The 22,571-nt window shown below is 61.7% G+C and carries 20 protein-coding genes and 2 tRNA genes; 17 read left to right on the top strand and 5 right to left on the bottom strand.

Features of this window, described 5'->3' with window-relative positions:
- Positions 1–44: 44 nt before the first annotated feature.
- Positions 45–815 (bottom strand): Bax inhibitor-1/YccA family protein, encoded by a 771-nt coding sequence (locus tag RM190_RS18135; protein ID WP_311760873.1) that lies wholly within the window; start codon positions 813–815, stop codon positions 45–47.
- Between the two features lie 122 nt (positions 816–937).
- Positions 938–1,885, bottom strand: a complete 948-nt coding sequence (locus RM190_RS18130) for an NADPH:quinone oxidoreductase family protein (protein ID WP_311760872.1) — start codon at positions 1,883–1,885, stop codon at positions 938–940.
- Between the two features lie 186 nt (positions 1,886–2,071).
- Between RM190_RS18130 and RM190_RS18125 the strand changes: the two genes are divergently transcribed.
- From RM190_RS18125 to RM190_RS18105, 5 genes are all read left to right on the top strand, one after another.
- Positions 2,072–2,431 carry a helix-turn-helix domain-containing protein gene (locus RM190_RS18125; RefSeq protein ID WP_311760871.1) on the top strand — a complete coding sequence of 120 codons (360 nt, stop codon included), beginning with the start codon at positions 2,072–2,074 and terminating at the stop codon, positions 2,429–2,431.
- A 76-nt stretch (positions 2,432–2,507) separates the two neighbouring features.
- Positions 2,508–3,344, top strand: coding sequence for a histidinol-phosphatase (gene hisN / locus RM190_RS18120; protein WP_311760870.1), 837 nt, complete (start codon positions 2,508–2,510; stop codon positions 3,342–3,344).
- A gap of 76 nt (positions 3,345–3,420) precedes the next feature.
- Entirely contained in the window at positions 3,421–4,806 is a 1,386-nt protein-coding gene (mgtE, locus tag RM190_RS18115; RefSeq protein WP_311760869.1) for a magnesium transporter, read from the top strand.
- Positions 4,791–5,342, top strand: a complete 552-nt coding sequence (locus RM190_RS18110; protein WP_311760868.1) for a 5-formyltetrahydrofolate cyclo-ligase — start codon at positions 4,791–4,793, stop codon at positions 5,340–5,342. Before mgtE ends, RM190_RS18110 begins: the two co-directional genes overlap by 16 nt.
- A gap of 923 nt (positions 5,343–6,265) precedes the next feature.
- Positions 6,266–7,801 carry a DegQ family serine endoprotease gene (locus tag RM190_RS18105; protein ID WP_311760867.1) on the top strand — a complete coding sequence of 512 codons (1,536 nt, stop codon included), beginning with the start codon at positions 6,266–6,268 and terminating at the stop codon, positions 7,799–7,801.
- An 81-nt stretch (positions 7,802–7,882) separates the two neighbouring features.
- On the opposite strand, the gene RM190_RS18100 is transcribed toward RM190_RS18105, so the two are convergent.
- A complete protein-coding gene (locus RM190_RS18100; protein ID WP_311760866.1) occupies positions 7,883–8,656 on the bottom strand; it encodes an invasion associated locus B family protein in 774 nt (257 codons plus the stop codon).
- A gap of 520 nt (positions 8,657–9,176) precedes the next feature.
- On the opposite strand from RM190_RS18100, the gene RM190_RS18095 reads away from it, so the two are divergent.
- Entirely contained in the window at positions 9,177–10,751 is a 1,575-nt protein-coding gene (locus RM190_RS18095; protein WP_311760865.1) for a helicase HerA-like domain-containing protein, read from the top strand.
- Here RM190_RS18095 and RM190_RS18090 read toward each other — a convergent pair.
- Positions 10,714–11,058, bottom strand: a complete 345-nt coding sequence (locus tag RM190_RS18090) for a DUF6477 family protein (protein ID WP_311760864.1) — start codon at positions 11,056–11,058, stop codon at positions 10,714–10,716. The genes RM190_RS18095 and RM190_RS18090 overlap by 38 nt on opposite strands.
- 211 nt (positions 11,059–11,269) lie before the next feature.
- On the opposite strand from RM190_RS18090, the gene RM190_RS18085 reads away from it, so the two are divergent.
- From RM190_RS18085 to RM190_RS18045, 9 genes are all read left to right on the top strand, one after another.
- Positions 11,270–12,463 carry a DUF6456 domain-containing protein gene (locus RM190_RS18085; RefSeq protein ID WP_390908636.1) on the top strand — a complete coding sequence of 398 codons (1,194 nt, stop codon included), beginning with the start codon at positions 11,270–11,272 and terminating at the stop codon, positions 12,461–12,463.
- A 66-nt stretch (positions 12,464–12,529) separates the two neighbouring features.
- The gene (locus RM190_RS18080) at positions 12,530–13,279 is read left to right on the top strand and encodes a TerC family protein (protein ID WP_311760863.1); all 750 of its coding nucleotides are present in this window, start codon (positions 12,530–12,532) and stop codon (positions 13,277–13,279) included.
- 132 nt (positions 13,280–13,411) lie between these two features.
- Positions 13,412–14,347, top strand: a complete 936-nt coding sequence (gene lipA / locus RM190_RS18075) for a lipoyl synthase (RefSeq protein ID WP_311760977.1) — start codon at positions 13,412–13,414, stop codon at positions 14,345–14,347.
- Positions 14,348–14,395: 48 nt separating this feature from the next.
- Positions 14,396–14,479, top strand: a tRNA-Leu gene (locus RM190_RS18070).
- Between the two features lie 160 nt (positions 14,480–14,639).
- Positions 14,640–14,840, top strand: a complete 201-nt coding sequence (locus tag RM190_RS18065) for a CsbD family protein (RefSeq protein ID WP_311760862.1) — start codon at positions 14,640–14,642, stop codon at positions 14,838–14,840.
- 206 nt (positions 14,841–15,046) lie between these two features.
- Complete coding sequence (gene lon, locus RM190_RS18060; RefSeq protein WP_311760861.1) at positions 15,047–17,464, top strand: endopeptidase La; 2,418 nt, start codon at positions 15,047–15,049, stop codon at positions 17,462–17,464.
- 76 nt (positions 17,465–17,540) lie between these two features.
- Positions 17,541–17,879 carry an HU family DNA-binding protein gene (locus RM190_RS18055; protein ID WP_311760860.1) on the top strand — a complete coding sequence of 113 codons (339 nt, stop codon included), beginning with the start codon at positions 17,541–17,543 and terminating at the stop codon, positions 17,877–17,879.
- A gap of 69 nt (positions 17,880–17,948) precedes the next feature.
- Positions 17,949–18,023, top strand: a tRNA-Val gene (locus RM190_RS18050).
- Positions 18,024–18,529: 506 nt separating this feature from the next.
- Entirely contained in the window at positions 18,530–18,910 is a 381-nt protein-coding gene (locus RM190_RS18045) for a low affinity iron permease family protein (RefSeq protein WP_311760859.1), read from the top strand.
- 101 nt (positions 18,911–19,011) lie between these two features.
- Here RM190_RS18045 and RM190_RS18040 read toward each other — a convergent pair whose 3' ends face one another.
- On the bottom strand, positions 19,012–20,481 hold the full coding sequence (locus RM190_RS18040; RefSeq protein WP_311760858.1) for a glycosyltransferase: 1,470 nt from the start codon (positions 20,479–20,481) through the stop codon (positions 19,012–19,014).
- 308 nt (positions 20,482–20,789) lie between these two features.
- Between RM190_RS18040 and RM190_RS18035 the strand changes: the two genes are divergently transcribed.
- Positions 20,790–21,635: a polysaccharide pyruvyl transferase family protein gene (locus RM190_RS18035; protein ID WP_311760857.1), complete on the top strand. Its 846-nt coding sequence runs from the start codon at positions 20,790–20,792 to the stop codon at positions 21,633–21,635.
- A gap of 61 nt (positions 21,636–21,696) precedes the next feature.
- On the top strand, positions 21,697–22,509 hold the full coding sequence (locus tag RM190_RS18030) for a hypothetical protein (protein WP_311760856.1): 813 nt from the start codon (positions 21,697–21,699) through the stop codon (positions 22,507–22,509).
- Positions 22,510–22,571 lie beyond the last annotated feature (62 nt).

Raw genomic sequence — 22,571 nt, 5'->3', positions numbered from 1 at the left:
CCGGGCAATTGCCCGGCCTTTCCTATTCTTCCGTGGCAGTGCGATCAGTCGCGATTGCCCAGGAATTGCAGCAGGAACATGAACATGTTCAGGAAGTCCAGGTAAAGCTGCAGCGCGCCCATGATGGCAGCCTTGCCCAGGAAATCCCGATCCGAATTCGCCAGTTGCAGATAGGTGTTCTTGATGTTCTGCGTGTCAAAGGCGGTCAGGCCGGCGAAGATCAGCACCCCGATGACCGAGATGGCGAATTGCATCGCACCCGATTTCAGGAAGATGTTGATGATCGAGGCCACGATCAGGCCGATCACGCCCATCATCAGGAAGGTGCCAAGACCCGACAGGTCACGCTTGGTCGTATAGCCGTAAAGCGAGAGACCCGCAAAGGCGATGGCCGTCACCAGGAAAGTCTGCACGATCGACACCGAGGTGTAGACGGCGAAGATCCAGCTGATCGACACGCCCATCATCGCGGCGAAGGCATAGAACAGCGTGGTCGCACCCTGCACGGACAGACGGTTCAGCGCGGCGCCGAAGGCAAAGACCATCAGAAGCGGCGCGAACATCACCACCCATTTCAGGGGCGAAAGGTAAAGCACCTTGCCGAACTCAGTCAGGAATTGGCCATTGCCAAGCGAGTAGGGCGTCTGGACATCCGACAGCGCAAGACCCGCCATGCCCCACGCGGCGCCAGCGGTCACGAGCATACCCACAGCCATCAGGCTGTAGACCTTGTTCATGTAGGCACGAAGGCCCTCATCCACGGCAGCCGAGCGCGTCGCGGTCCCGGCCGTGCGGATCGAATTGTAGTCTTGCATAGGTTCTCCCCGGTCGAAAAACGCGGTGCGGCCCGTCAGGCCCACCATCTGCTTCGATATTGGCAAACCCTGCCGGTTTTTCAATGTTTCTGACAGGGTTTCCCGAGTTTTTGACATGGATTTCAGATCGTGATGACGATCTTTCCGATGGCGCGGCGGTCGCGCAGCAGCTCATAGGCTGCGGGCAGATCGGCCAAGGGTAGGGTTGTTCCAACATGCGGATTGATCCGCCCATCCTGGAAAAGGCGCATCAGCTCCTCGATGCTGCTGCGCATCATCGCGAGGTTCAGTTGGCGATAGGCGCCCCAATAGAAGCCGTGGATGGCGATGTTCTTCACCAGCGCGTGGTTCAGTGGCAGGTCGGGCGGTGTTCCGGCGGCAAAGCCGATCAGCAGGAAACGCCCGCCCGGACGCAGCGCGCCAAAGGCCTGCCGCCCCGGATCGGCCCCGACCGGGTCATAGACCACGTCGACCCCACCAGCCTCGCGCAGGGCGGCGCGCAGGTCGGGAATATCGTCGCTGTCAAGGACATGATGCGCGCCTGCCTTGCGCAGGACAGCCAGCTTGTCCGCCCCCCGCGCTACGGCGATCACGCGCGCGCCCAGGGCGGCGCCGATTTCGACCGCAGTCAGTCCGACGCCGCCAGCCGCGCCCAGCACCGCCAGCGTTTCGCCGGGTGTCAGCAGGGCGCGGCGGGTCAGGGCAAGGTGGCTGGTGCCATAGGCGACCAGAAAGCCCGCCGCCTGCGCATAGCTCATCGAGTCCGGTATCGGGTGGCACCACGCAGCGGGAAAGACATTCGCCTGCGCCATGGTGCCCTGACCCAGCACGGCGACCCGCGTGCCGGGGCGCAGATCGCAATCCGGCCCGGCCTCTACAACCTCGCCCGCGCCCTCGATTCCGGGGATGAAAGGCGGGGGAGGCGTGTCCTGATATGCCCCGGTCTGCATCAGCAGATCGGCAAAGTTCAGGGCGGCGGCATGCATCCGCACCACCACCTCGCCGGGGCCCGGATGACCAAGCGGCAACTCGCCCCATGAGGGCGGACTTGCCTTTTCAGACAACCTCATCACTTTCCAGTATTCAGGCATGAAGCTCCCTGTCATATATCGCTAAGGTGCCGCTTTGAGCCGCAAAATCTCGGGTATCAGCCTGCAGGCCGGGGAAAGTTAAACTTCTGGTCACTTCAGGTCTTTGCTACTCGTAAGTTGCGGTATCATATTGTAGCGCCCGTGTAGATTGAGTGAGGTGTTACCATGAAGCATAATGTCGATGTCCATGTTGGAAAGCGAATCCGTCATCGCCGCTGGATGATCGGAATGACCCAGCAGCAGCTGGCCGAAAAAGTGGGCATCAAGTTTCAGCAGATCCAGAAATATGAAACCGGGATGAACCGGGTCTCTGCTTCGCGGCTTTGGGACATAGCACAGGCCGTTGACGTGCCTGTCAGCTTCTTCTTCGAGGGGATCGAGGACGCCAAGCTGCAAAGCACCGTCGAGGGGGACATCCTGGCCGACAAAGAGGCGCTTCAGCTGGTCCGCGCCTATTACGCGATGCCAGAAGCGCAGCGCCGCCAGATCTTCGAACTTGCGCGGGTTCTGTCCGACGCTGCCTGAAGGCGGCATGACGGGTTTTCTCTTTACCCGGTCCCGGCTAATCCTGCGGTAAGCAGGATCTAGACAGGGACAGTCCATGGGACAGGATCAGGACACGCGGTCGGACAGGATCGCGACCGGTATTTCGCCAGAGATTGCCGATAAGATCACCGCGACGGCCCACCGGCTGGCGGACGTCGCGCGGCAGGAAACCTTGCGCTGGTTCCGCAGTCCGGACCTTCACCCGCAGAACAAGGCCCAAGCCGGGTTCGATCCGGTGACGGATGCCGATCGCGCCAGCGAACGGGCCATGCGGGCGATCCTTGATGCCGAACGGCCCGAGGACGCGATTTTGGGCGAGGAATTCGGCGCGCGTGCGGGGCAAAGCGGGCTTACCTGGGTGCTGGACCCGATCGACGGCACTCGTGCCTTTATGGCGGGCGCACCCAGTTGGGGCGTGCTGATCGGTGTCACCGACGACCGTGGGCCGATCTATGGCATCGTGGACCAGCCTCATCTGGGCGAAAGATTCGAGGGCGGGTTTGGTCGGGCGGTGCTGACGGGACGCGATGGCACGACGCCCCTGCGCGCGCGGCGGGGCGTGGACCTGTCCGAAGCGACCCTGATGAGCACCTATCCGGAGGTCGGCAGCGCCCATGAGCACGCGGCATTCCGTCGCGTGGCCGATCGGGCGCGGCTGACCCGCTATGGTCTTGATTGCTATGCCTATGCGCTGCTGGCTGCGGGTCATGTCGATCTGGTGATCGAGGCAGGGTTGCAGTCCTATGACGTGGTTGCGCCCATCGCCGTGGTTCAGGCCGCAGGTGGCGTCATTACCGACTGGACCGGCGGCGACGCCCATCACGGTGGCCGCATCATCGCAGCCGGATCGCCCGAGTTGCATGCGCAGGCGCTTGAACTTCTTGCCGGTTGACGCGCCCGATTGAGGCCGCCATCAGCCGCGACTATGGTGCGGCGAATGTGAATGCCCCGTCCAAGAGGAGCCAGCCATGATCGAGCAGCGTGAAGCCGAGCCGGAGGTCCACGAGGACGAATTCCAGCTGAGTCAAAGTGAGCTGGAGGCAATCGGCCGCGCCATCGACGATGGCGACCGCACCATGCTGGACAAGCTGCTGGACGACGTCCACGCCGCCGACATCGCCGACCTGATCGAACAGTTGGCTCCGCAGCGGCGGCGAAAGTTCCTGGATCTGTATTCCGGCGAGATCGACGGCGAGATCCTGTCCGAGATCGACGAATCCATCCGCGAAGAGGTGGTCGAGCAGCTGCCCCGCGAAGTGCTTGCCGAAGCCGTGCGCGAGATGGACAGCGACGACGTCGTCGACCTGATCGAGGATCTTGAGGCGCCGGAACGTCAGGTCATTCTTGAGGCGCTGGACGAACCCGACCGTGCCGCGGTCGAACAGTCACTGACCTATCCCGAATATTCGGCCGGACGCCTGATGCAGTCCGAGACGGTGACTGCGCCAGAACACTGGACGGTGGGCGAGGCCATCGACTTCCTGCGGCAAGAGGATTGGCTGCCCGACCAGTTCTATCACGTCATCCTGGTCGATCCCCGGCAGCATCCGATCGGCTATGTCACGCTTGGCAAGTTGCTGGCCTCTCGCCGACACATCCCGCTGCGCGAGATCACCGAGGACAGTTTCCGCACCATCTCGGCGCGCGAGGACGAAGGTGATGTCGCCTATGCCTTCAACAAATATCACCTGATCTCGGCGCCGGTGGTTGACGATCACGACCGGCTTGTCGGCGTCATCACCATCGACGACGCCATGTCGGTTCTGGACGAGGAGCACGAGGAAGACTTCCTGCGCATGGCCCGCGTGTCCGACGACAGCCACGTTTCGGACGGGCCGCTGGAAACCGCCAAGCAGCGCTTGCCGTGGCTGATCATTAACCTGTTCACCGCTTCGTTGTCGGCGCTGGTCATCTCGCGCTTTGAACAGACACTGGCGCAGCTTGTCATCCTGGCGGCGCTGATGCCCATCGTGGCCTCGACCGGTGGGATTGCGGGAACGCAATCGCTGGCGGTTGCCGTCCGGGCGCTGGCAACGCGTGAACTGACCAGTTCGAACGCGCGGCGGGTGATCCTGCGCGAGCTGCTGGCCGGGCTGCTGAACGGGCTGGGGCTTGCGCTGATCCTGACGCTTGCGGGGACGTTCATTCTTGGCGACATCCAGATCGGTCTGGTGCTGGGCATGGCGATGATCGCAAACCAGATCGTCGCCGCGATGGGGGGGGTGCTGGTGCCGCTGGGCCTTGGAAAGCTGGGGCTGGACCCGGCGCTTGCCTCGGGCACCTTCGTGACCACGATGACCGACATGATGGGGTTCTTCGCATTTCTGGGGCTGGCGTCATGGATACTGGTCTGAAGGCCGCGCTGCGCCGGCAGGCGCTTGTGGCGCGCGCAGAGGGTGGCGACCCCGCGGCCTTGACCCGCAACCTGTCGGACGCGCTTCTTCCCTTCCGCGGGCGCGTCCTGGCGGGCTATTGGCCCATGCGAACCGAGGCCGATCCGCGCCCCGCCATGGCGGCCCATGACGGACCCGTCTGCCTGCCGGTGGTGCTTGGCCCCGACCTGCCGCTGCTGTTCCGTCTGTATGACGGTCGGCTGGAAGGCGGCGGGTTCGGCACCAGCCATCCGCCCGAGGATTGCCCCGAGGTCCTTCCCGACGTGCTGATCGTGCCGCTGGCGGGTTTCGACGGGAACGGGCATCGGCTGGGATATGGCGGTGGGTTCTATGACCGGACACTGCATATGTTGCGCGCGACAAGGAAGGTCGCGGCCATCGGATTCGCCTTCGCCGTTCAGCAAGTCGACCCGATTCCCGCTGAATCGACTGATGAGCCACTGGACCTTATCGTCACCGACCGCGAAATCCTGACTTTTCCGCAGCCCGCGCGCTGAGGCGGTTCGGGGAACCAAGCCCGAACAATTCTCGCGGGGTGCTTGTGGAAAAGGTCTGGGGGTGCTGTTGGAAGCTGCGACGCAGCCTGCATTTTTCTGGACCCGCTGGCTGTTAAGTCCGGTTAATCCAAGGGTAGGGCGAATCCGCACGGTGAAATGCAGGCCCTCCTGTCAATTTCCAATCTTTCCATCCGCGCAAATAAATCCGTTGAATATGACCGAGGCAGGGTGCAGTTTGTGGCAGTTGCTGCGGAAACCACCAGATCTTGTCTATACTGGCAGGTTTCGCGGATAGACACGGGTTTGCGCCGCTGTATGGCGGTGGGTGCATGGTCAAATTTCGCCTCCCCGTTGGGGAAAGGGCGGGAAACTGTCGGGCGGCGGATATCCGGGACAAGTTCCGGGGGACATCAGACCGCGCAGGCAAGCGATCAGATCGGGCGAAACGACCCGACGCTTGGCAAAACGGACGATCCGGCGAACGGGTCGCCCCGACATCGAGCGGGTTCGGGAATGAAGGCCGTCCGCACTGCCGCAGACGCGGCAGGACTGGCACGACATTGAACGAGGGGCATCGCCGCGGACGGGACCGAAGGCGCCGGCACAGCCGGTTTCGGTCCGGCCCGCGGCCTTGTCACATTCCAGTGCATTGCAGGCGCGCTCGTGCCGGGAAACGCGACATATCCGCGCGGATCCTCTAGGCTTTGATCGCGTGATCTTTGTTGCTTCGCGATTTTCCCCAAACGCGAAGGCCTTGCCCTGTTTTCTTGCTGTAACCATTGACGAATCTGACGTTCACAAGTCACGATCAGTTCATTCTTTGCGAGCGTGGTTCATTTGCAACGGGCCTGAAAATCCCCTTGAAAGTGAGCATATTGCCGGGGCGACCGAGGGGCCGCACGGTATCCAAGGAGACCACTCAGATGAAGAACCTTTCTCCCCGTCATTTCCTGACTGCTTCGGGTCTGGCGTTGTTGGTGGCGCTGTCCCCGGCGATCGCGCAGCAGGCCGTGGCGCCCGCGGACGAGGCGCAGGCGGCGGCGAATGACAACAAACCTCTGGCGGCGCCCGAAAGCAACGCCCGCAAGGAACAGGTGATGCCCGAGACCTTTGCGGATCTCGTGGATCAGGTCAGCCCGGCAGTCGTCAACATCACCACCACCGCGACCGTCTCGACGCCGCTGGCTGGTGGCCCGCAGCTGCCCGAGGGTAGCCCGTTCAGTGATCTGTTCCGCGAATTCGGTTTCCCCGGCTTCCCTCAGGGCGGTCCGGAGGGGCAGGGCCCCAGTGAGGAACAGCGCTCGAACGCGCTTGGTTCGGGCTTCGTGGTCTCGGCCGAGGGGCTGATCGTTACCAACAACCACGTCATCGACGGTGCCGACGAGATCGAGATCGAATTCTTCTCGGGCAAGACCCTGCCCGCCAAGGTCATCGGCAAGGATGACAAGACCGACATCGCCGTGCTGAAGGTCGAAAGCGACAAGCCGCTGCCTTTCGTCAGGTTCGGCGACAGCGACAAGGCCCGCGTGGGCGACTGGGTACTGGCGCTTGGGAACCCGCTGGGGCAAGGCTTCTCGGCATCGACCGGGATCGTCTCGGCCCGGAACCGGGCCCTGTCGGGCACCTATGACGACTTCATCCAGACCGACGCCGCGATCAACCGCGGGAACTCGGGCGGGCCGCTGTTCAACATGGATGGCGAAGTCATTGGCGTGAACACCGCGATCCTGTCGCCCAATGGCGGCTCGATCGGGATCGGCTTCTCGATGGCGTCGAACGTGGTCAGCAAGGTCGTCGACCAGCTTGAGGAATTCGGTGAAACACGGCGTGGCTGGCTGGGCGTCAAGATCCAGCCGGTGACCGAGGATATCGCCGAATCGCTGGGTCTGGCGGAAGCCAAGGGTGCGATGGTCACCGATGTGCCGACCGGTCCTGCGCTGGATGCGGACATGAAGGCGGGCGACGTGATCACCAGCTTTGGCGGCAGCAACATCAAGGATCCGCGCGATCTGGTGCGCCGCGTGGCCGATGCGCCGGTCGGCAAGGCGGTGGACGTGACCGTGCAGCGCGATGGCAAGCCTGTCGACCTGCAGATCACGCTGGGCCGCCGCGAAATCGCTGAAGGCGGCGACAGCACGGATTCGAAGAAGCAAAGCGAGAATCCGTCGGACATCATGGGCATGTCGGTTGTGCCGCTGACCCCCAGCCTGGCCGGAGAATTGGGCGTGGCCTCGGATTCGAAGGGGTTGGTGGTCCAGTCGGTCGAACCCGAGGGTGCTGCCGCCGACAAGGGGCTGAGCCGTGGCGATATCATCACTGAGGCCGGGCAGCGCCCGGTGACTTCCCTGGATGACCTGAAAGCGCGGATCAGCGAAGCCAAGGATGCGGGGCGCAAGTCGCTTCTGCTGATGGTTCGTCGCGAAGGCGAGCCGCGCTTCGTCGCACTGTCGATCGAGTGAAACGAAAAGGGCCGGGAATATCCCGGCCCTTCTTGATCTTGCTGACTGGACGGGCGCCCTGAACGGGCGCCCTTTTCCATATCAAGGTTTGGGGGCCGGCGCAGGGGCCGCGGCCGGATCGGCGGGGGCAGGGACCGGCGTCGGCGCGCCATTCGGTGCGGGGATCCCGCCGGGAACGTCCTTGTTCGCCGCGACCAGCGCGTCGAAGCCCGAGGTGAAGCCCTTGAGCGAGAGCGACAGCTTGACCAGTTGGTCCTTTTTGGCGCCGAAAGGCAGCAGCGACACCGTGGCGGAGCTGCCGCGCTTCATCGGTGCAAGCTCGGCATCGGTCATGCCGATCCGCGAGATACAGCCCACGGGAGCGCACAGCATGAACGGATAGCGCGCGGCCTTGCCCGAATCGATCTGGAGGCCAAGGCCCGCCTGAAGGTCGGTTTCCAGCGGTGCGACGAAGGTCACGACTGCCTGCACCTCGCCGGACATCGGCAGGATCGACGCCTCGGCAACGGCCGAGCCGTGTTCGTCCTTGAGCAGTTGGTAAAGCTCGCACGGATCCTGGCCGCTTTCGGTTTTCATGCAGCGCAGCAGCCAGTCACCGTGGGTCGACTTGGCATAGGTCTGGCCGACCTGCGGTGTGGTGCCTTCGGGGACGGTGCCACCGGGGCCGGTTGCCGGGGCGGCTGCCGGGGCCGCAGCCGCAGGGGCTTCGGCAGTGGCGGCTGCGGGGGCGGTGGCCTCGGCTGCGGGCGCCGTTGCGGGCGCGGGCGATTCGGCGGTCTGCGCCATCGCACCCCCGGCCGTGCCGGCAATGGCAAAGATGGCGGCAAGCAGCGCCGCGGACGTCCTGTTGGCCATGGTTCTCTTCCTTTGGTCCAAGTTGTCGCGCTTGGTCCTATCACGCGGCCAAAGCCTTGTCAGTCGGCTTCACCGGACCCGGCGTCAACTTTGCGTATCCCCGCCGCTGGGCTGGCCAAGTCATTCCGACACCCCGTTCAGGTTGTGTTCAGACCTGTTATCTAAAGATAAAATTGAAGAAACCCGAAGCACTTCGCGATGCTCCGGGTTCCAGCGCTTCCCTTCCCTGCCGGACTGGCCGGTCTTCATTGTGCGGAAAGCTAGTGGACCCCGACTGCACGGTCAACTGTCCTATTCGACAGCTTTGTGACGTATCGCGGCCCATCCTCGAACATGGCGTAGGGGGGATCGTGCCCCCTCGAAAAAAGAACCGCGCCCGAAGGCGCGGCAGTCCAACAGGGAGGAAAGCCGGGGAAGGGAAACAATCCCGGCTCCCGGCATAACTACACTGGCACAAAAAGGTTTCGCTTGTATTCTGCTTTTCTGCAGGCCCGCGCATTTTTGTCCAGGCGAGGAAAACATGGCACAAATCGTCGATCCGGATGCTGGAACCGTCTTTGTCGGAGGAGGCGGTGAGGGCCATGCGGCGGCGCAGAACCTGCTGTTGAAATTTGCCAACCGGCATGGGCTGATCGCTGGTGCGACAGGGACCGGCAAGACGGTCACGTTGCAGACACTGGCCGAGTCGTTCTCGCTGGCTGGCGTTCCTGTCTTCATGGCGGATGTGAAGGGCGATCTAGCCGGCATTTCGAAATCCGGCAATACCGAGTCGGCACTGAACGACGCCTTCCAGAAGCGTGCGACCCAGATCGGAATCACGCTGGATTATCAGGCCATGCCGGTGACGTTCTGGGATATCTGGGGTGAGCGCGGTCATCCGGTCCGCACCACCCCGGCCGAGATGGGGCCGCTGCTGCTGGCGCGGCTGATGGACCTGTCCGACGCGCAGGAAGGCGTGCTCAACATCGCCTTCCGGATCGCCGATGAAGAGGGGCTGGCCCTTCTTGACCTGGCCGACCTTCAGGCGATGCTGGTCTGGGTCGGACAGAATGCTAAGGATCTGAGCCTGAAATACGGCAATGTCTCGACCGCTTCGGTCGGGGCGATCCAGCGCGCGCTGATGGTGCTGGAGAATGAGGGGGGCAAGCTGCTTTTCGGTGAACCGGCGCTGGCGCTTGCGGACATGATGCGGTGCGATGCCTCGGGCAAGGGGATGGTGAACATCCTGTCGGCCGAAAAGTTGATGAACTCGCCCCGGCTTTACGCGACATTCCTGCTTTGGCTGATGTCGGAACTGTTCGAGCAGCTTCCTGAGGTTGGCGATCCCGAGAAGCCCTGCATCGCCTTTTTCTTCGACGAGGCGCACCTGCTGTTCGACAATGCTCCGCCCGCGCTGGTCGCAAAGATCGAGCAGGTGGCGCGGCTGATCCGCTCCAAGGGCGTCAGCTTGTGGTTCATCAGCCAGAACCCGGCAGACCTGCCCGAAGATGTGCTGGGCCAGCTTGGAAACCGGGTCCAACACGCGCTGCGCGCCTTTACCGCGAAGGACCAGAAGGCCCTGCGGCTGGCGGCCGAGAATTACCGCCCGAACCCCGCATTTGAAACGGCCGAGGCGATCCAGTCCGTCAGTACCGGCGAGGCCGTAACCTCTTTGCTGGAGGCGAAGGGCGTTCCGGGCATGGTCCAGCGGACGCTGATCCGCCCGCCGTTGACACTGCTTGGTCCGATCCCCGATGCGGATCGCGCTGCGCTGAACCAGGCCTCTGACATGGCGGCGAAGTACGGCAAGACGGTGGACCGGGAATCCGCCGCCGAATTGCTGAAGAAACGGGCCGAGGGTGCCGCGCAGGAAGCGGGCAAGACCCAGGCTGTGAACGGCGACGACGACTTGTGGAAGATGGAGCCGGAACACAGCCGCGGTCGCCGCTATGATCCTTCGATCCAGATCCCGGCAGAGCCTAAACCGCGAGCGAAAGCGTCAAACCGCGATACCATCGCCTCGGCCTTCGGCAAGAGCCTTGCCCGGCAGCTTGGCACCAAGACCGGGCAGGCGCTGGTCAGGGGTGTGCTTGGATCGCTGTTCCGGGGCAAGTGACCGGCACGGGCGCTGCCATCCGAAACTCGGCCAGGATGGCGATCAGGATCAGGATATGGCGCTGCAGGTCGTAATCGGCCTGCGCTTCGATCCGCGCGGCGTTCAACTCGGCCTCTTCTGATCTCAGTCGCTGAAGGATGACGCGGTCATCCGGCAGATCTTCGCATTTCAGGATGCGGGGCAGATCCCGCCGCCGCTGATAGGCGCCCAGACCGGCGCGGGCCGCCTGCGCCAGCAGCCGGGGTCGCCGCAGGTTGCCGGGCGCGGCTGCCGAGCGGAATTGGATCACGTTGCATATCATCGTCATGTCGCACCTCGCTGGTCTGATGCGGAAATGTTCTGCAATCTATGCGTGTGTTGCGCCCCAAGCCTGACCAGCGCGCGCCACGGCAAGAATTCTTTAGGAGTTGTTAGCAATTAATCACTCATCCCGGCGGCCCCAGCTCATCCGGTGATGATCAGTCAACGCTTGGCCGAGCACCTGCGCCGCTCGCCCTCACAAGAACAAGGGAATAATCATGACGTTTCAGACGGGTGACCTGAACCTGGATGCGATGCTGGCCGGCACTTCCGGGGGCGAACCCGCTGCGCCCGCTGTCACGCCGTCCCTGACGGTGCTTGCCGCTTCGGATGCGGGTGATCTTGGGCTTTATCTGCGCCATGTCGAGGGTGGCGAAAGCATCCGGGCGATCGCCCGCGAACTGGGCTGCCACGCCTCGACCATCCTGCGCCGCATCCGCCGCTTCAAGGCGCGGCGCGATGATCCTTTGGTTGATCAGGCCATCGAACGTGTCGCGGCCGATCCCTTGCCGCCGAAGCCACAGAGGGCGGGCTCGCGCACCATCGGGCGGCAAGGGATCAGACAGGTCGCTCGCATCCTGCGGCGGCTTGCCGAGCCGACCGCGCAGCTGGTTGTCGCCCAGGGCATGGAAAAGGCCATCGTCGTGCGTAACGATATCCGCACCGCCATCCTGGATCGCGAACTGGCAGAGCATATGGCCCTGCGGCAATGGGTCCAGATGGTCGGGCAGGGCAGGGTCAGCCGCTATGTCATCTCGTCGCAAGGGCGCGATGCGTTGCGTGGACTGATCGCTGCCGGTCCCTCGGCCGTGTTGCCCCAACGGCCCGATTTTGCGCTGGCCGAGCCGGTGACTTCCGACCCTGCACCGGGGCTTGCCGAGGAGGCAGCGCCGTTCTCTCATGCCGACAGCCACCGGATCTGGGAGGAGCGCGAGATCCAAGACCCCGAAGATGGGCGCCGTCGCCGGACGCGTGTGAACATCGCGGAAAGCCCGCTGCTGATGCTGGCGCGGCGCCGAGAGGCCGATGGCCAGCCCTTCCTGTCGCCGGATATGGTCGCTGCGGAAGAGCGCCTGCGCGAGGATTATGAGCTGACGCAAATGGGGCCGCGGCTTGCACAGAACTGGGACCGCTTCCTGACTGCCGGGATCGACGTCTCGCGCGGCGGGGCCGGCTATGGCGGGGGATCGGACAGCGCCCGCGGCCGCGTCGCCGCCGCCCTGCGCGAGTTGGGGCCGGGAATGGGCGATCTTTGCCTGCGCGTCTGCTGCTTTCTCGAGGGGATCGAAATGACCGAGCGTCGGCTTGGCTGGTCTGCGCGTTCGGGCAAGATCGTCCTGCGCCTGGCCCTGATGCGGCTGGAACGCCACTATCGCGAGTCTTATGGTTCGGGTTCGCCCTTGATTGGCTGAGCCCGGTTGCAGGACAGGGTGACAATACACAACTAGGCCTGCGGACACAGTTTTCCGGAAGGACCTATGGAAACCATATTCGCCCTTGTTCAGAACCCGGCAGCTTGGGTTGCCCTTGCCACACTGGTGGTGATGGAGGTGGTTCTGGGCATCGACAACCTGATCTTCATTTCGATCCTGACCAACAAGTTGCCGGAACATCAGCGCGAGCGTGCCCGCAAGATCGGCATCGGACTCGCGCTGATCATGCGCCTTGGACTGCTTGCCACCGTCGCCTGGATCGTGCGCCTGACCGAGCCGGTCATCACGATCCTGGGCAATGAGCTTTCCTGGAAGGACATTATCCTGATCGTTGGTGGTCTGTTCCTGGTCTGGAAGGCCACCAAGGAAATTCACCACCATGTCGATCCCGGCGACCCCGAGGATACTCTGATCGGCGCAGCCGTTGCGACCTTCGGCGGTGTCATCGTGCAGATCCTGATCCTCGACCTCGTCTTCTCGATCGACAGCATCATCACGGCGGTCGGCATGACGCCCCATATCCAGATCATGGTGATTGCGGTCGTGTTTGCCGTCACGGTGATGCTGCTGGCCGCGACTCCGCTGGCGAACTTCATCGAACGCAACCCAACCATCATCATGCTGGCGCTGTCGTTCTTGCTGCTGATCGGGACGACGCTGATCGCCGAAGGCCTGGGCGTTTATGTTCCCAAGGGCTACATCTATGCGGCGATGGCTTTCTCGGCATTGGTCGAGATGCTGAACATGTGGGCGCGCAACGGCCGCAAGCGCAGGCGTCTGGCCGAGAAACGCTGATCGGGCAAGCTTTCCACGGGCGCGGCATGGCTGCGCCCGTTCCCTTGCCGGGGTGGCGTTGCGTTCGCCCGGGCAAGGGGTTATCTCTGCGGCAACCGCGACCGAAAGGACCAGATCTTGCGCGATCTTCGGATGCCCGACCAGCGACACCCTGAAAAAGCCCACCGGCCCGATCAGGCTCAGCCAAAGAAACCTTCGTGGATCCGCGTGAAGGCCCCCACCTCCGAGGGCTACAAGCAGACCCGCGACATCATGCGCGAGAACCGGCTTTCGACCGTCTGCGAAGAGGCGGGTTGTCCCAACGTCGGCGAATGCTGGAGCCAGGGGCACGCGACCATGATGATCATGGGCGAGATCTGCACGCGCGGTTGCACCTTCTGCAACGTCGCGACCGGCAAGCCCAACGCGCTCGACGTGTTCGAGCCGGGCAGGGTGGCCCATGCGGTCCAGAAACTGGGACTGAAGCATGTCGTCATCACCTCGGTCGACCGCGATGATCTTCTGGACGGCGGGGCCGAGCATTTCGCCCAGACCATCCGCGCGATCCGCCACCGCTCGCCCTCATCCACGATCGAGGTGTTGACGCCGGACTTCCTGAAGTCGGACTCCTCGGCGCTTGAGATGGTAGTCGAGGCACGGCCCGACGTCTTCAATCACAACCTCGAAACCGTTCCCGCCCTTTATCCGACGGTGCGGCCCGGCGCCCGCTATTTCCACTCGCTGCGGCTTTTGCAGAAGGTCAAGGAACTTGACCCCGGGATGTTCACCAAGTCGGGCATCATGGTCGGCCTGGGCGAGGATCGCTCGTCAGTGTTGCAGGTCATGGATGATATGCGCGCCGCCGACATCGACTTCATGACCATCGGTCAGTATCTGCAGCCGACGCCCAAGCACCACCGCGTGGACCGTTTCGTGACGCCCGAAGAGTTCGCGGGCTATGAGAAGGCCGCCTTTGGCAAGGGCTTCCTGATGGTTTCGGCGACACCGCTGACGCGGTCCTCGTATCACGCTGGCGATGATTTCGCCCGCCTGCGCGAGGCGCGGATGAAGAAGCTGGGCCGCGCTTAATCGCGGCCCTTGCAAAAGCTTCGAATGCCCCTTAGTCGGGGGTGGCAGGCCCGAGTGGCGGAATGGTAGACGCAGCGGATTCAAAATCCGCCGACGCAAGTCATGTCGGTTCGAGTCCGACCTCGGGTACCAGCCTGTTCTCCCAATCAAATTCCTGAAACCCGGCAGGCCATCTTCCTGGTGGCCAATGATCACTGCGGCTCACGACTGCGTGTGGGGGCGCAACCTCACCCGGCGTGGATCCGTTCCCCTGTCTCAGACGATAACGCAGTCCGAAACGGAGGAAGACGCCATGAACTGGGATATCATCCAAGGCAAATGGAACCAGGTTAAGGGCTCGGTGAAAGAGAAATGGGGCGACCTGACCGACGACGATCTGACCGAGATCGAGGGCCGCAAGGACCAGCTGACCGGGAAGCTTCAGGAGAAATACGGCTGGACCAAGGAAGAGGCGGACCGCCAGGTCACGGACTTCTTCCGCGAAAAGGTCTGATTCCGGCTTTTCCGGATTGTGAATGAAAGGGCCCCCGCGTTGGCGGGGGCCCTTTCCACATCCATTTTCCTCTCTGATCAGCTGGAACAGAGGGCGAACCAATGAGCCATTGAACCCAGCGCGCAGCCTTCCTATCTTGTCCAGAAGCAGGAGGCATGCGCTGCCTATCTCGGGGCCACGCCTCTTGGCGAGAAAGGACTGATTCCATGAACGAATTCGCCCAGACCACTCATCCTGTCCTGCCTCTGCGGGACATCGTGGTGTTTCCCCACATGGTCGTGCCGCTTTTCGTGGGGCGCGAGAAATCCGTGCGGGCACTGGAAGCCGTGATGGAGCAGGATCGCCCGATCCTGTTGGCTGCACAAAAGGACGCCGCGGTTGATGAACCCGCCGCTGACGGAATCTTCCGCACCGGCGTGCTCGCGAATGTCCTGCAATTGCTGAAGCTGCCGGACGGCACCGTCAAGGTGCTGGTCGAAGGCCGCGAACGTGTGCAGATCAACGACTTCATCGCGAACGAGAATTATTTCGAGGCGACGGCCGTGCCGCTTGCCGAAATCGAAGGCGACGAAGATACCCGTACCGCGCTGACCCGCGCGGTTGCCGAAGAGTTCGAACGCTACGTCAAGGTGCGCAAGAACATTCCCGAGGAAGTCGTTTCTGCCGTGGCCGAGGCGCGCGAACCTGCGCGGCTTGCCGACCTGGTCAGCGGCCATCTGGGCATCGCGCTCGACAAGAAACAGGATCTTCTGGAAACCCTGAACACGGCTGAGCGCCTGGAAAAGGTCTATGGCCTGATGCAGGGCGAGATGTCGGTGCTGCAGGTCGAGAAGAAGATCAAGTCCCGCGTCAAGACGCAGATGGAGAAGACCCAGCGCGAGTACTATCTGAATGAGCAGATGAAGGCCATTCAGAAGGAGTTGGGCGACGGTGAGGATGGCTCTAATGAGCTGACCGAGCTGGAAGAGAAGATCGCGAACACCAAGTTCAGCAAGGAGGCCCGCGAAAAGGCCGATGCCGAGCTGAAAAAGCTGAAGTCGATGTCGCCGATGTCGGCCGAGGCCACGGTAAGCCGCAACTATCTGGACTGGCTGCTGGCGCTGCCGTGGGGCGTGAAGTCGCGGATCCGCAAGGACCTGGGCAAGGCCGAGGAAGTCCTCGATGCCGACCACTTTGGCCTGGAGAAGGTCAAGGAACGCATCGTCGAATACCTGGCCGTGCAGAACCGCTCGACCAAGCTGAAGGGGCCGATCCTGTGCCTCGTCGGCCCTCCGGGCGTCGGCAAGACCAGCCTTGGGCGTTCGGTGGCGAAAGCGACGGGGCGTGAATTCATCCGCATCAGCCTTGGCGGCGTGCGCGACGAATCCGAGATCCGTGGCCACCGTCGGACCTATATCGGCTCGATGCCCGGCAAGATCATCCAGGCGCTGAAAAAGGCCAAGACGACGAACCCGCTGATCCTGCTCGACGAGATCGACAAGATGGGGCAGGACTTCCGCGGCGACCCGGCTTCGGCCATGCTGGAGGTGCTGGATCCCGAACAGAATGCGACTTTCGTGGACCACTATCTTGAAGTGGAATACGACCTGTCGAACGTGATGTTCGTGACCACGGCCAACAGCTACAACATGCCTGGCCCGCTGCTTGACCGGATGGAGATCATCCCTCTGGCCGGCTATACCGAGGACGAGAAACGCGAAATCGCGCGCCAGCATCTGCTGCCGAAGCAGATCAAGGCGAACGGTCTTCGCAAAGGCGAATTCTCGGTCAGTGACGAGGCGCTGACCCACGTGATCCGCTATTACTCCCGCGAGGCGGGCGTGCGGTCGCTGGAACGCGAAATCGCCAAGCTGGCCCGGAAATCGGTGACCGAGATCCTGAAGGGCAAGGTCAAGTCGGTCGACGTCGACTCGGACAAGGCCGAGGAATTCCTGGGCGTCCGCCGCTATCGCTACGGCCTGGCGGAAAAGGACGATCAGGTTGGCGTGGTGACGGGCTTGGCCTGGACGCAGGTCGGCGGCGATCTGTTGCAGATCGAAGCGCTGAAGCTGCCCGGCAAGGGCCGCATGAAGACGACCGGGAAGCTGGGCGAGGTGATGAAGGAATCGATCGATGCCGCATCGTCCTTTGTCCGCTCGATCAGCCCGCAGATCGGGGTGAAGCCGACCAAGTTCGAAAGCGTGGATATCCACGTTCACGTGCCTGACGGGGCGACACCCAAGGATGGCCCTTCGGCGGGTCTGGCGATGGTGACCTCGATTGTGTCGGTGCTGACGCAGATCCCAGTCCGCAAGGACATCGCGATGACGGGTGAGGTTTCTCTGCGCGGCAATGCGATGGCCATCGGCGGGCTGAAGGAGAAGCTGCTCGCCGCGCTGCGTGGCGGGATCAAGACCGTTCTGATCCCCGTCGATAACGAGAAGGACTTGGCCGAGATTCCGGCCAACGTGAAGGAAGGGCTGAAGATCATCCCGGTCAGCCATGTGCGTGAAGTTCTTGAACATGCGCTGGTCAGGAAACCCGAGGCGATCGAATGGGACGAGGCCGCCGAAGAGGCGGCCGAGGCCAGCCGATTGGCCGCCGCGCGTGAACAAGGCGGCGGGGGTGCCACTGTAGCCCATTGATTTGGTTGAACCGCGCGGATACCCTCCGCGCGGTTTCTTTTATCCAGTAGCTGCATCTTTCCGTGCAGGAGGTTTCATGTCAGGACATAGCCGTGTCGACGGAGATGATCGACTATCGCGGCAGCGGGAGGATGCCCTCCCGGAACCGGCGAATGCGACGGTTCTTCAAAAGCGCCAGTTTCTGAACCGCATTGCGCAACGGACCGGCCAACGCAATGCAGACATCCGAAACATTGTCGAGGCGACGCTCGCCGAACTGGGCGACGCGATTGCCGCAGGCCAGACCCTTGCGCTGCCACCCCTTGGACGTGCCCGGATCAATCGTCAAAAGGACGTTTCCGGGTCCGAGGTCATCATCCTGCGCCTGCGCCGCCGCAAAGGCGACATCGCGTCATCGGCCCAGGACGAAGAATAAGGCGCATCGTGAAAAATTCTGCCTGAACCCCTTGCCGGCAGTTCCGACAGCCGTTATTCAGCGCGAACCGGGCGATTAGCTCAGCGGTAGAGCGCTTCGTTCACATCGAAGATGTCAGCGGTTCAAATCCGTTATCGCCCACCATTATTTGTGAATGGCCTTCGTATCTTAACTGATGCGGAGGCTTTTTGCATTCTCATGCAGAATGTCCCGCCGTTCCTGGAGCTGGGTTCTGGCGAGAAAATCACGAAATCCAGCACTTCGCCGGCACTATTCAGGCGCTCCCGAGCGCGATAGGCCGACCACGGGGATGGCGGCGTTGTTATGCCGATGCCATTCGTCGCTCAGGGCCACGGGCCCTCGAGCCGGACGGATGCTGTGCTGAACAGGCGGCAGTCCTTTCCGCCCCAACCCCGCGATAGACATGGCGCTCCTTCCAGAGCCATCCCCACTGGAGAGTTGCGCCACCCACTTTGTCTGTGAAGTCGCCGGGCTATCATGTCAGGTCCTGAGTGGGAGCGCCCTCACTGATTGACTGAGGAACCGTCCCTATCAGAAGAAATTTCGGGGTCGTGTTGGGCGTCGGCGTCGAACCGAATCCACTTGCCGATGGTTAAGCCAACGGTCTTCCCACAGGGACACGCTCGGCCATGGAAAAGTTCTTTACACGCCTCGCCGGTCGAATCTCTTACTGGGCAGGGTCGCCTCTGGCTTTTGTGGCCTGCGTAGGATTTGTCGCGCTGTGGCTGGCAAGCGGTCCAGTGTTCGGCTTCTCAGATACCTGGCAACTGATCATCAATACGTCGACGACCATCATTACCTTCTTGATGGTCTTCCTGATCCAAAACACCCAAAACCGCGACAGTGCAGCCCTGCATGCCAAGATTGACGAACTGATTCGCGTTTCCAAGGCGCGAAACAAGTTCATCGGCATCGAACACCTCACCGAAAGCGAACTCGAGGAAATTCGGAAGACCTGTGAACGCGCAGCAGCACGCGCCGATAATCTGGCAGGGGATGAGACGGACTGATCATGCAAGCGGGTGGTCAGCTCGCATGATCAAGACTGTTCCGGGCATCCTTGCCAACAGGGAGGCACGGATGGCGACCGGGGCCGCCGTCAGCCATTACCTCAATGCGTCAGGCTTGAAACCAGCGCATCGTAATTCTCGACATACTTCTTGCGTGAGTAGTTATCCAGGCCGTCGCTGCATCCGGCAGAATACTTCTCGGGGTTCTTCAGGATTTTCCGCATCGCCTGCGCGATCTGGTTAATGTTTCCGGGCTGGACCAGTTCGCCATTCACGCCGTTCCGGATCATTTCCTTGGGGCCATAATCGACGTCATAGGAGAGCACCGGGCAATCCTGTGAAAGCGATTCCAGGATCGCAAGCCCGAACCCTTCGGTCAGCGTCGGATAAAGTGAGGCGATCGCGTTGCTGAAGACCGACATCGGGTCAGTGGTATAGCCCATCAGCTTGACACGCCCACCCATCTTCAACTGTTTGATCAGCCCGACCAGTGGTTTGCGACCCGTCCCCTCGCCATAGATCAGGTAGTTGCAGTCGGGGAACTCGTCGGCGATCTTAGCGAAAGCCTCGATGCATTCGGCGATGGGCTTGCCCACCGGATCAAGGCGAGACACCGTGATCAGGTCCTTGCGCTGGGTGGTGATTGCACGCTGCTGGTCGCAGAAATGCGGTAGGACGACGATCGGCTTGTTGGGAACGAAGTCCGTTTCCAGCGCAAGCTTGTGTACATTGGTCGCGGTGATGATCGCATCGCCGTCGAAATTTTCGACCGCATGCTTTGCGCGGATCACGAAATTCCCGTTCGGTGCCTTGTGATCCGCGTGCAGAAACAGAACTTTTGATCCCTTGATCATGTCGGGGCTATAGGGGATCGTCACGCCGTCGATGAAGGTGACATTGTTTCCCTGCGTGACGATCTGGACGAAGCTGGAAAAGAACTTGTCCTCAGCCTCGAAACTTTTTCCGGTGATGAAGTTCAGTCCGGTCAGGAATTTCCCATCCACATAGCGCGCGGTGGACACGGGGCGCCCCTGCGCGCAGTTGACGACCTGCTGCTCGTTCCCGTTCGAAGTCACTGTGATGGATACCGGTTTCGCCTCCGCGACATGGATCGCGCGCACGGGGCTTCCCTTGTCATACAGGGTGCGGGTGAAGATACTCTTCGTCTCGCCCTTTCGAAAGTCATCAAGCCCGGAAACGATACCATCCCTGTAATAGACGGTGCGCGCCTTTCCGACGATCTTGTAATCATGATCGGGAACCGGAACCGCGATTTCGGGATAGGGGGTTTCACGAACTTCTGCCGCGGCATCGAAAACGGATTTATAGTGAACGCCCTTGGCTATTTTGCCCAGCTTCACCAGTTCGCGGAATACGGAACGCTGATGAACGTCATGGTTGATATTCAGGAGAACCGGTGTGTGCGTATTGTTTTCAGCAATGGCATTCAGACGGTGATAGACGGCCTTGATTTTTCCGCCGCCGCCCAAGCCGAGCTTTTCGAAGATGCAGTAAACATTAGCCAAGGTGCTGCTCCAATATCGCTGTCGGTCAGTGTCGGGCCCATGCAATCCACGGTCGTTAACACTTATACAAACCCAACAGCAGAGTGCAACGATGGGTCGGGCGGTTCTCCGCCTGTGTCAGGCGCGTCGAATGCACAATTTCAGGATGTGCACGCGGTGGGGTAGGCATGCACGATGCCCACAAGGCGCCCGGCCCGCAATCGCAGTTCTTTTTCCCAACCCTGCCGGGGACGACAGACCGGCGCCGAACAGTCCATCCACCGCGCGCGGAGGTCCGCTTGGCCCGCCAATTACTGGTTGCAGTCCGTTCGATTCGCTGCGAACTAACTGCTGCACAAGCTGAAAGGGGCAACATGTTCGGGATCGAGCGTCCGACGGCCGAGGAGCACAACCTACTATCTCAGGGTGGGCTCGACGATCACAACATGTACTGGGCCTGGAGCAAGTTTCGCACGAATTTCGGCGACTGGATCGGCCCCTATCTCTATCTGAAAAAGACTGGAGTGAAACCGCGCCTTGCAACCGCTGCGGTCGTGAAACCTCCGCGGATCGTGCATTTCACATGCGGGAGTATTCTTCAGCAAATTCAATCCCCCGATGTGGCCATCGTCTGGGGATCAGGGATCATGGATTTTTCCAGATCCTTCGCTCGGCCGAAGGAAATTCACGCTGTTCGGGGACCTTTGACACAAAAGCGTCTTGAACAGATGAAATATGATGTTCCAGACGTTCTCGGCGATCCCGGTATCTGCATGCCGAAACTCTATTCTCCGAAATCGACGGAGAAAAAATACCGGATCGGCATCATTTCTCATGTCGTCGACACGCCTTTCTGGCGCAGCATCGAGAAGTTTCTGCCGGAAGGGGTCAAGGTCATTTATCTGAATGGCCGCTTCGATGCCGCGATTGACGATATTGCCGCCTGTGAATTTACCGTCTCATCATCGCTGCATGGCGTGATCATATCCCATGCCTATGGCGTTCCATCGGCATGGGCGGATTCCTGTACGCGGCCATTGGCCGGAGACGGGACCAAGTTCGCCGATTACTTCCAGTCCGTCGGCCTTGACCTGACCGAGGCGGACCGGGTGTCGATCAAGTTTCCCTTCCGCCCCGAGGATTATCGGGATGCGGCGTCCTTCCCTCCGGTCGACATGGGCAGGATGGCCGACCGCCTGCTGGAGGCATGTCCGTTCTGACGCGAGGCCGGGGGAACGGGAAATCCATCATTCAATTTCACAGATCAGTGGCTGGGGTCGAATGGCTGAAAACCTAAGACAAGTCGTCGATATCGTCGGTGACTCTCATACCATGTTCTTCAAGTCCGATCTGCGGATCCTGCGTCGCATCGGGGTGAACCGGTCGATCCGCTACATGCCGCGTGTCCAGCAGGTGAACGGTGCTTCGTTGACCGGGGTGCGCAAATACGCCTCGACCCTGCGGCTCAAGGAGATCATCGAAGAGAAGGCCAAGACATCGTCCCACATGGTCGTGTCGCTTGGACAGGTCGACCTGGAACTGGGGTTCTACTACCGTCAGGTGGTCAAGGGCGAAACCTGGCAACCGGCGGATTATGTCGAGTTTCTGGCCGATATCTACAAGGGTTTGCTGGAGGGGATCGGCGGGACCGGGTGTCAGGTCGCGCTGAAGGGCGTCAACCTGACGGTCCTTTCCACGCGCCTGTTTTCCAAGCGCTATCTCAGCCGCATCCTGACCGAGAAATCTCCGGACACCAGGGCCGAGGCCGAGGCAAAACTGACCGGACTGATGCTGGGCGAACCCGCGCAGAACGCATTTCATCTGGCCTTCAATGCCCGCATCGCAGCTTTGGCTGCCGAGCACGGCGCGCGTTACTTCGACATCAATGACCGGGTGGCCGCGCGCAATCCCCGTGGCGTGATCCTCCAGCCCATGCGGCTTGCGACGGCACATCAGCCGATCGCCTTCGATCACCACCTTGCACCGACCATTCACGTTCACCGGGCGCATTTCGATGCTTTGCAAGCCGTATTCCTACAGACCGAGGCCACAAAAGCCGCGGATCTTCATGTGGTTGACGGGGTAGGGGTCTGACATGTGCGGGATCATTGGCATTCTTGGGGGTCACGAGGTTTCTCCGCAGCTGGTCGAGGCGT

The organism is Paracoccus broussonetiae (assembly GCF_031854425.1).
GTDB classification, from domain to species: domain Bacteria; phylum Pseudomonadota; class Alphaproteobacteria; order Rhodobacterales; family Rhodobacteraceae; genus Paracoccus; species Paracoccus broussonetiae.
Note: the sequence above shows the minus strand (reverse complement) of the source record. Positions and strands in the feature narration are given on the sequence as shown.

Bases quoted from the DNA above. Each gene is read 5' to 3' on its own strand.
- lipA (WP_311760977.1), top strand. From the start codon at position 13,412: ATGCCCGACCAGCGACACCCTGAAAAAGCCCACCGGCCCGATCAGGCT.
- RM190_RS18125 (WP_311760871.1), top strand. From the start codon at position 2,072: ATGAAGCATAATGTCGATGTCCATGTTGGAAAGCGAATCCGTCATCGC.
- RM190_RS18085 (WP_390908636.1), top strand. From the start codon at position 11,270: ATGACGTTTCAGACGGGTGACCTGAACCTGGATGCGATGCTGGCCGGC.
- RM190_RS18055 (WP_311760860.1), top strand. From the start codon at position 17,541: ATGTCAGGACATAGCCGTGTCGACGGAGATGATCGACTATCGCGGCAG.
- RM190_RS18080 (WP_311760863.1), top strand. From the start codon at position 12,530: ATGGAAACCATATTCGCCCTTGTTCAGAACCCGGCAGCTTGGGTTGCC.
- hisN (WP_311760870.1), top strand. From the start codon at position 2,508: ATGGGACAGGATCAGGACACGCGGTCGGACAGGATCGCGACCGGTATT.
- RM190_RS18090 (WP_311760864.1), bottom strand. From the start codon at position 11,058: ATGACGATGATATGCAACGTGATCCAATTCCGCTCGGCAGCCGCGCCC.
- RM190_RS18135 (WP_311760873.1), bottom strand. From the start codon at position 815: ATGCAAGACTACAATTCGATCCGCACGGCCGGGACCGCGACGCGCTCG.
- RM190_RS18110 (WP_311760868.1), top strand. From the start codon at position 4,791: ATGGATACTGGTCTGAAGGCCGCGCTGCGCCGGCAGGCGCTTGTGGCG.
- RM190_RS18035 (WP_311760857.1), top strand. From the start codon at position 20,790: ATGTTCGGGATCGAGCGTCCGACGGCCGAGGAGCACAACCTACTATCT.
- RM190_RS18045 (WP_311760859.1), top strand. From the start codon at position 18,530: ATGGAAAAGTTCTTTACACGCCTCGCCGGTCGAATCTCTTACTGGGCA.
- RM190_RS18095 (WP_311760865.1), top strand. From the start codon at position 9,177: ATGGCACAAATCGTCGATCCGGATGCTGGAACCGTCTTTGTCGGAGGA.
- RM190_RS18030 (WP_311760856.1), top strand. From the start codon at position 21,697: ATGGCTGAAAACCTAAGACAAGTCGTCGATATCGTCGGTGACTCTCAT.
- RM190_RS18105 (WP_311760867.1), top strand. From the start codon at position 6,266: ATGAAGAACCTTTCTCCCCGTCATTTCCTGACTGCTTCGGGTCTGGCG.
- RM190_RS18100 (WP_311760866.1), bottom strand. From the start codon at position 8,656: ATGGCCAACAGGACGTCCGCGGCGCTGCTTGCCGCCATCTTTGCCATT.
- lon (WP_311760861.1), top strand. From the start codon at position 15,047: ATGAACGAATTCGCCCAGACCACTCATCCTGTCCTGCCTCTGCGGGAC.
- RM190_RS18065 (WP_311760862.1), top strand. From the start codon at position 14,640: ATGAACTGGGATATCATCCAAGGCAAATGGAACCAGGTTAAGGGCTCG.
- RM190_RS18130 (WP_311760872.1), bottom strand. From the start codon at position 1,885: ATGAGGTTGTCTGAAAAGGCAAGTCCGCCCTCATGGGGCGAGTTGCCG.
- mgtE (WP_311760869.1), top strand. From the start codon at position 3,421: ATGATCGAGCAGCGTGAAGCCGAGCCGGAGGTCCACGAGGACGAATTC.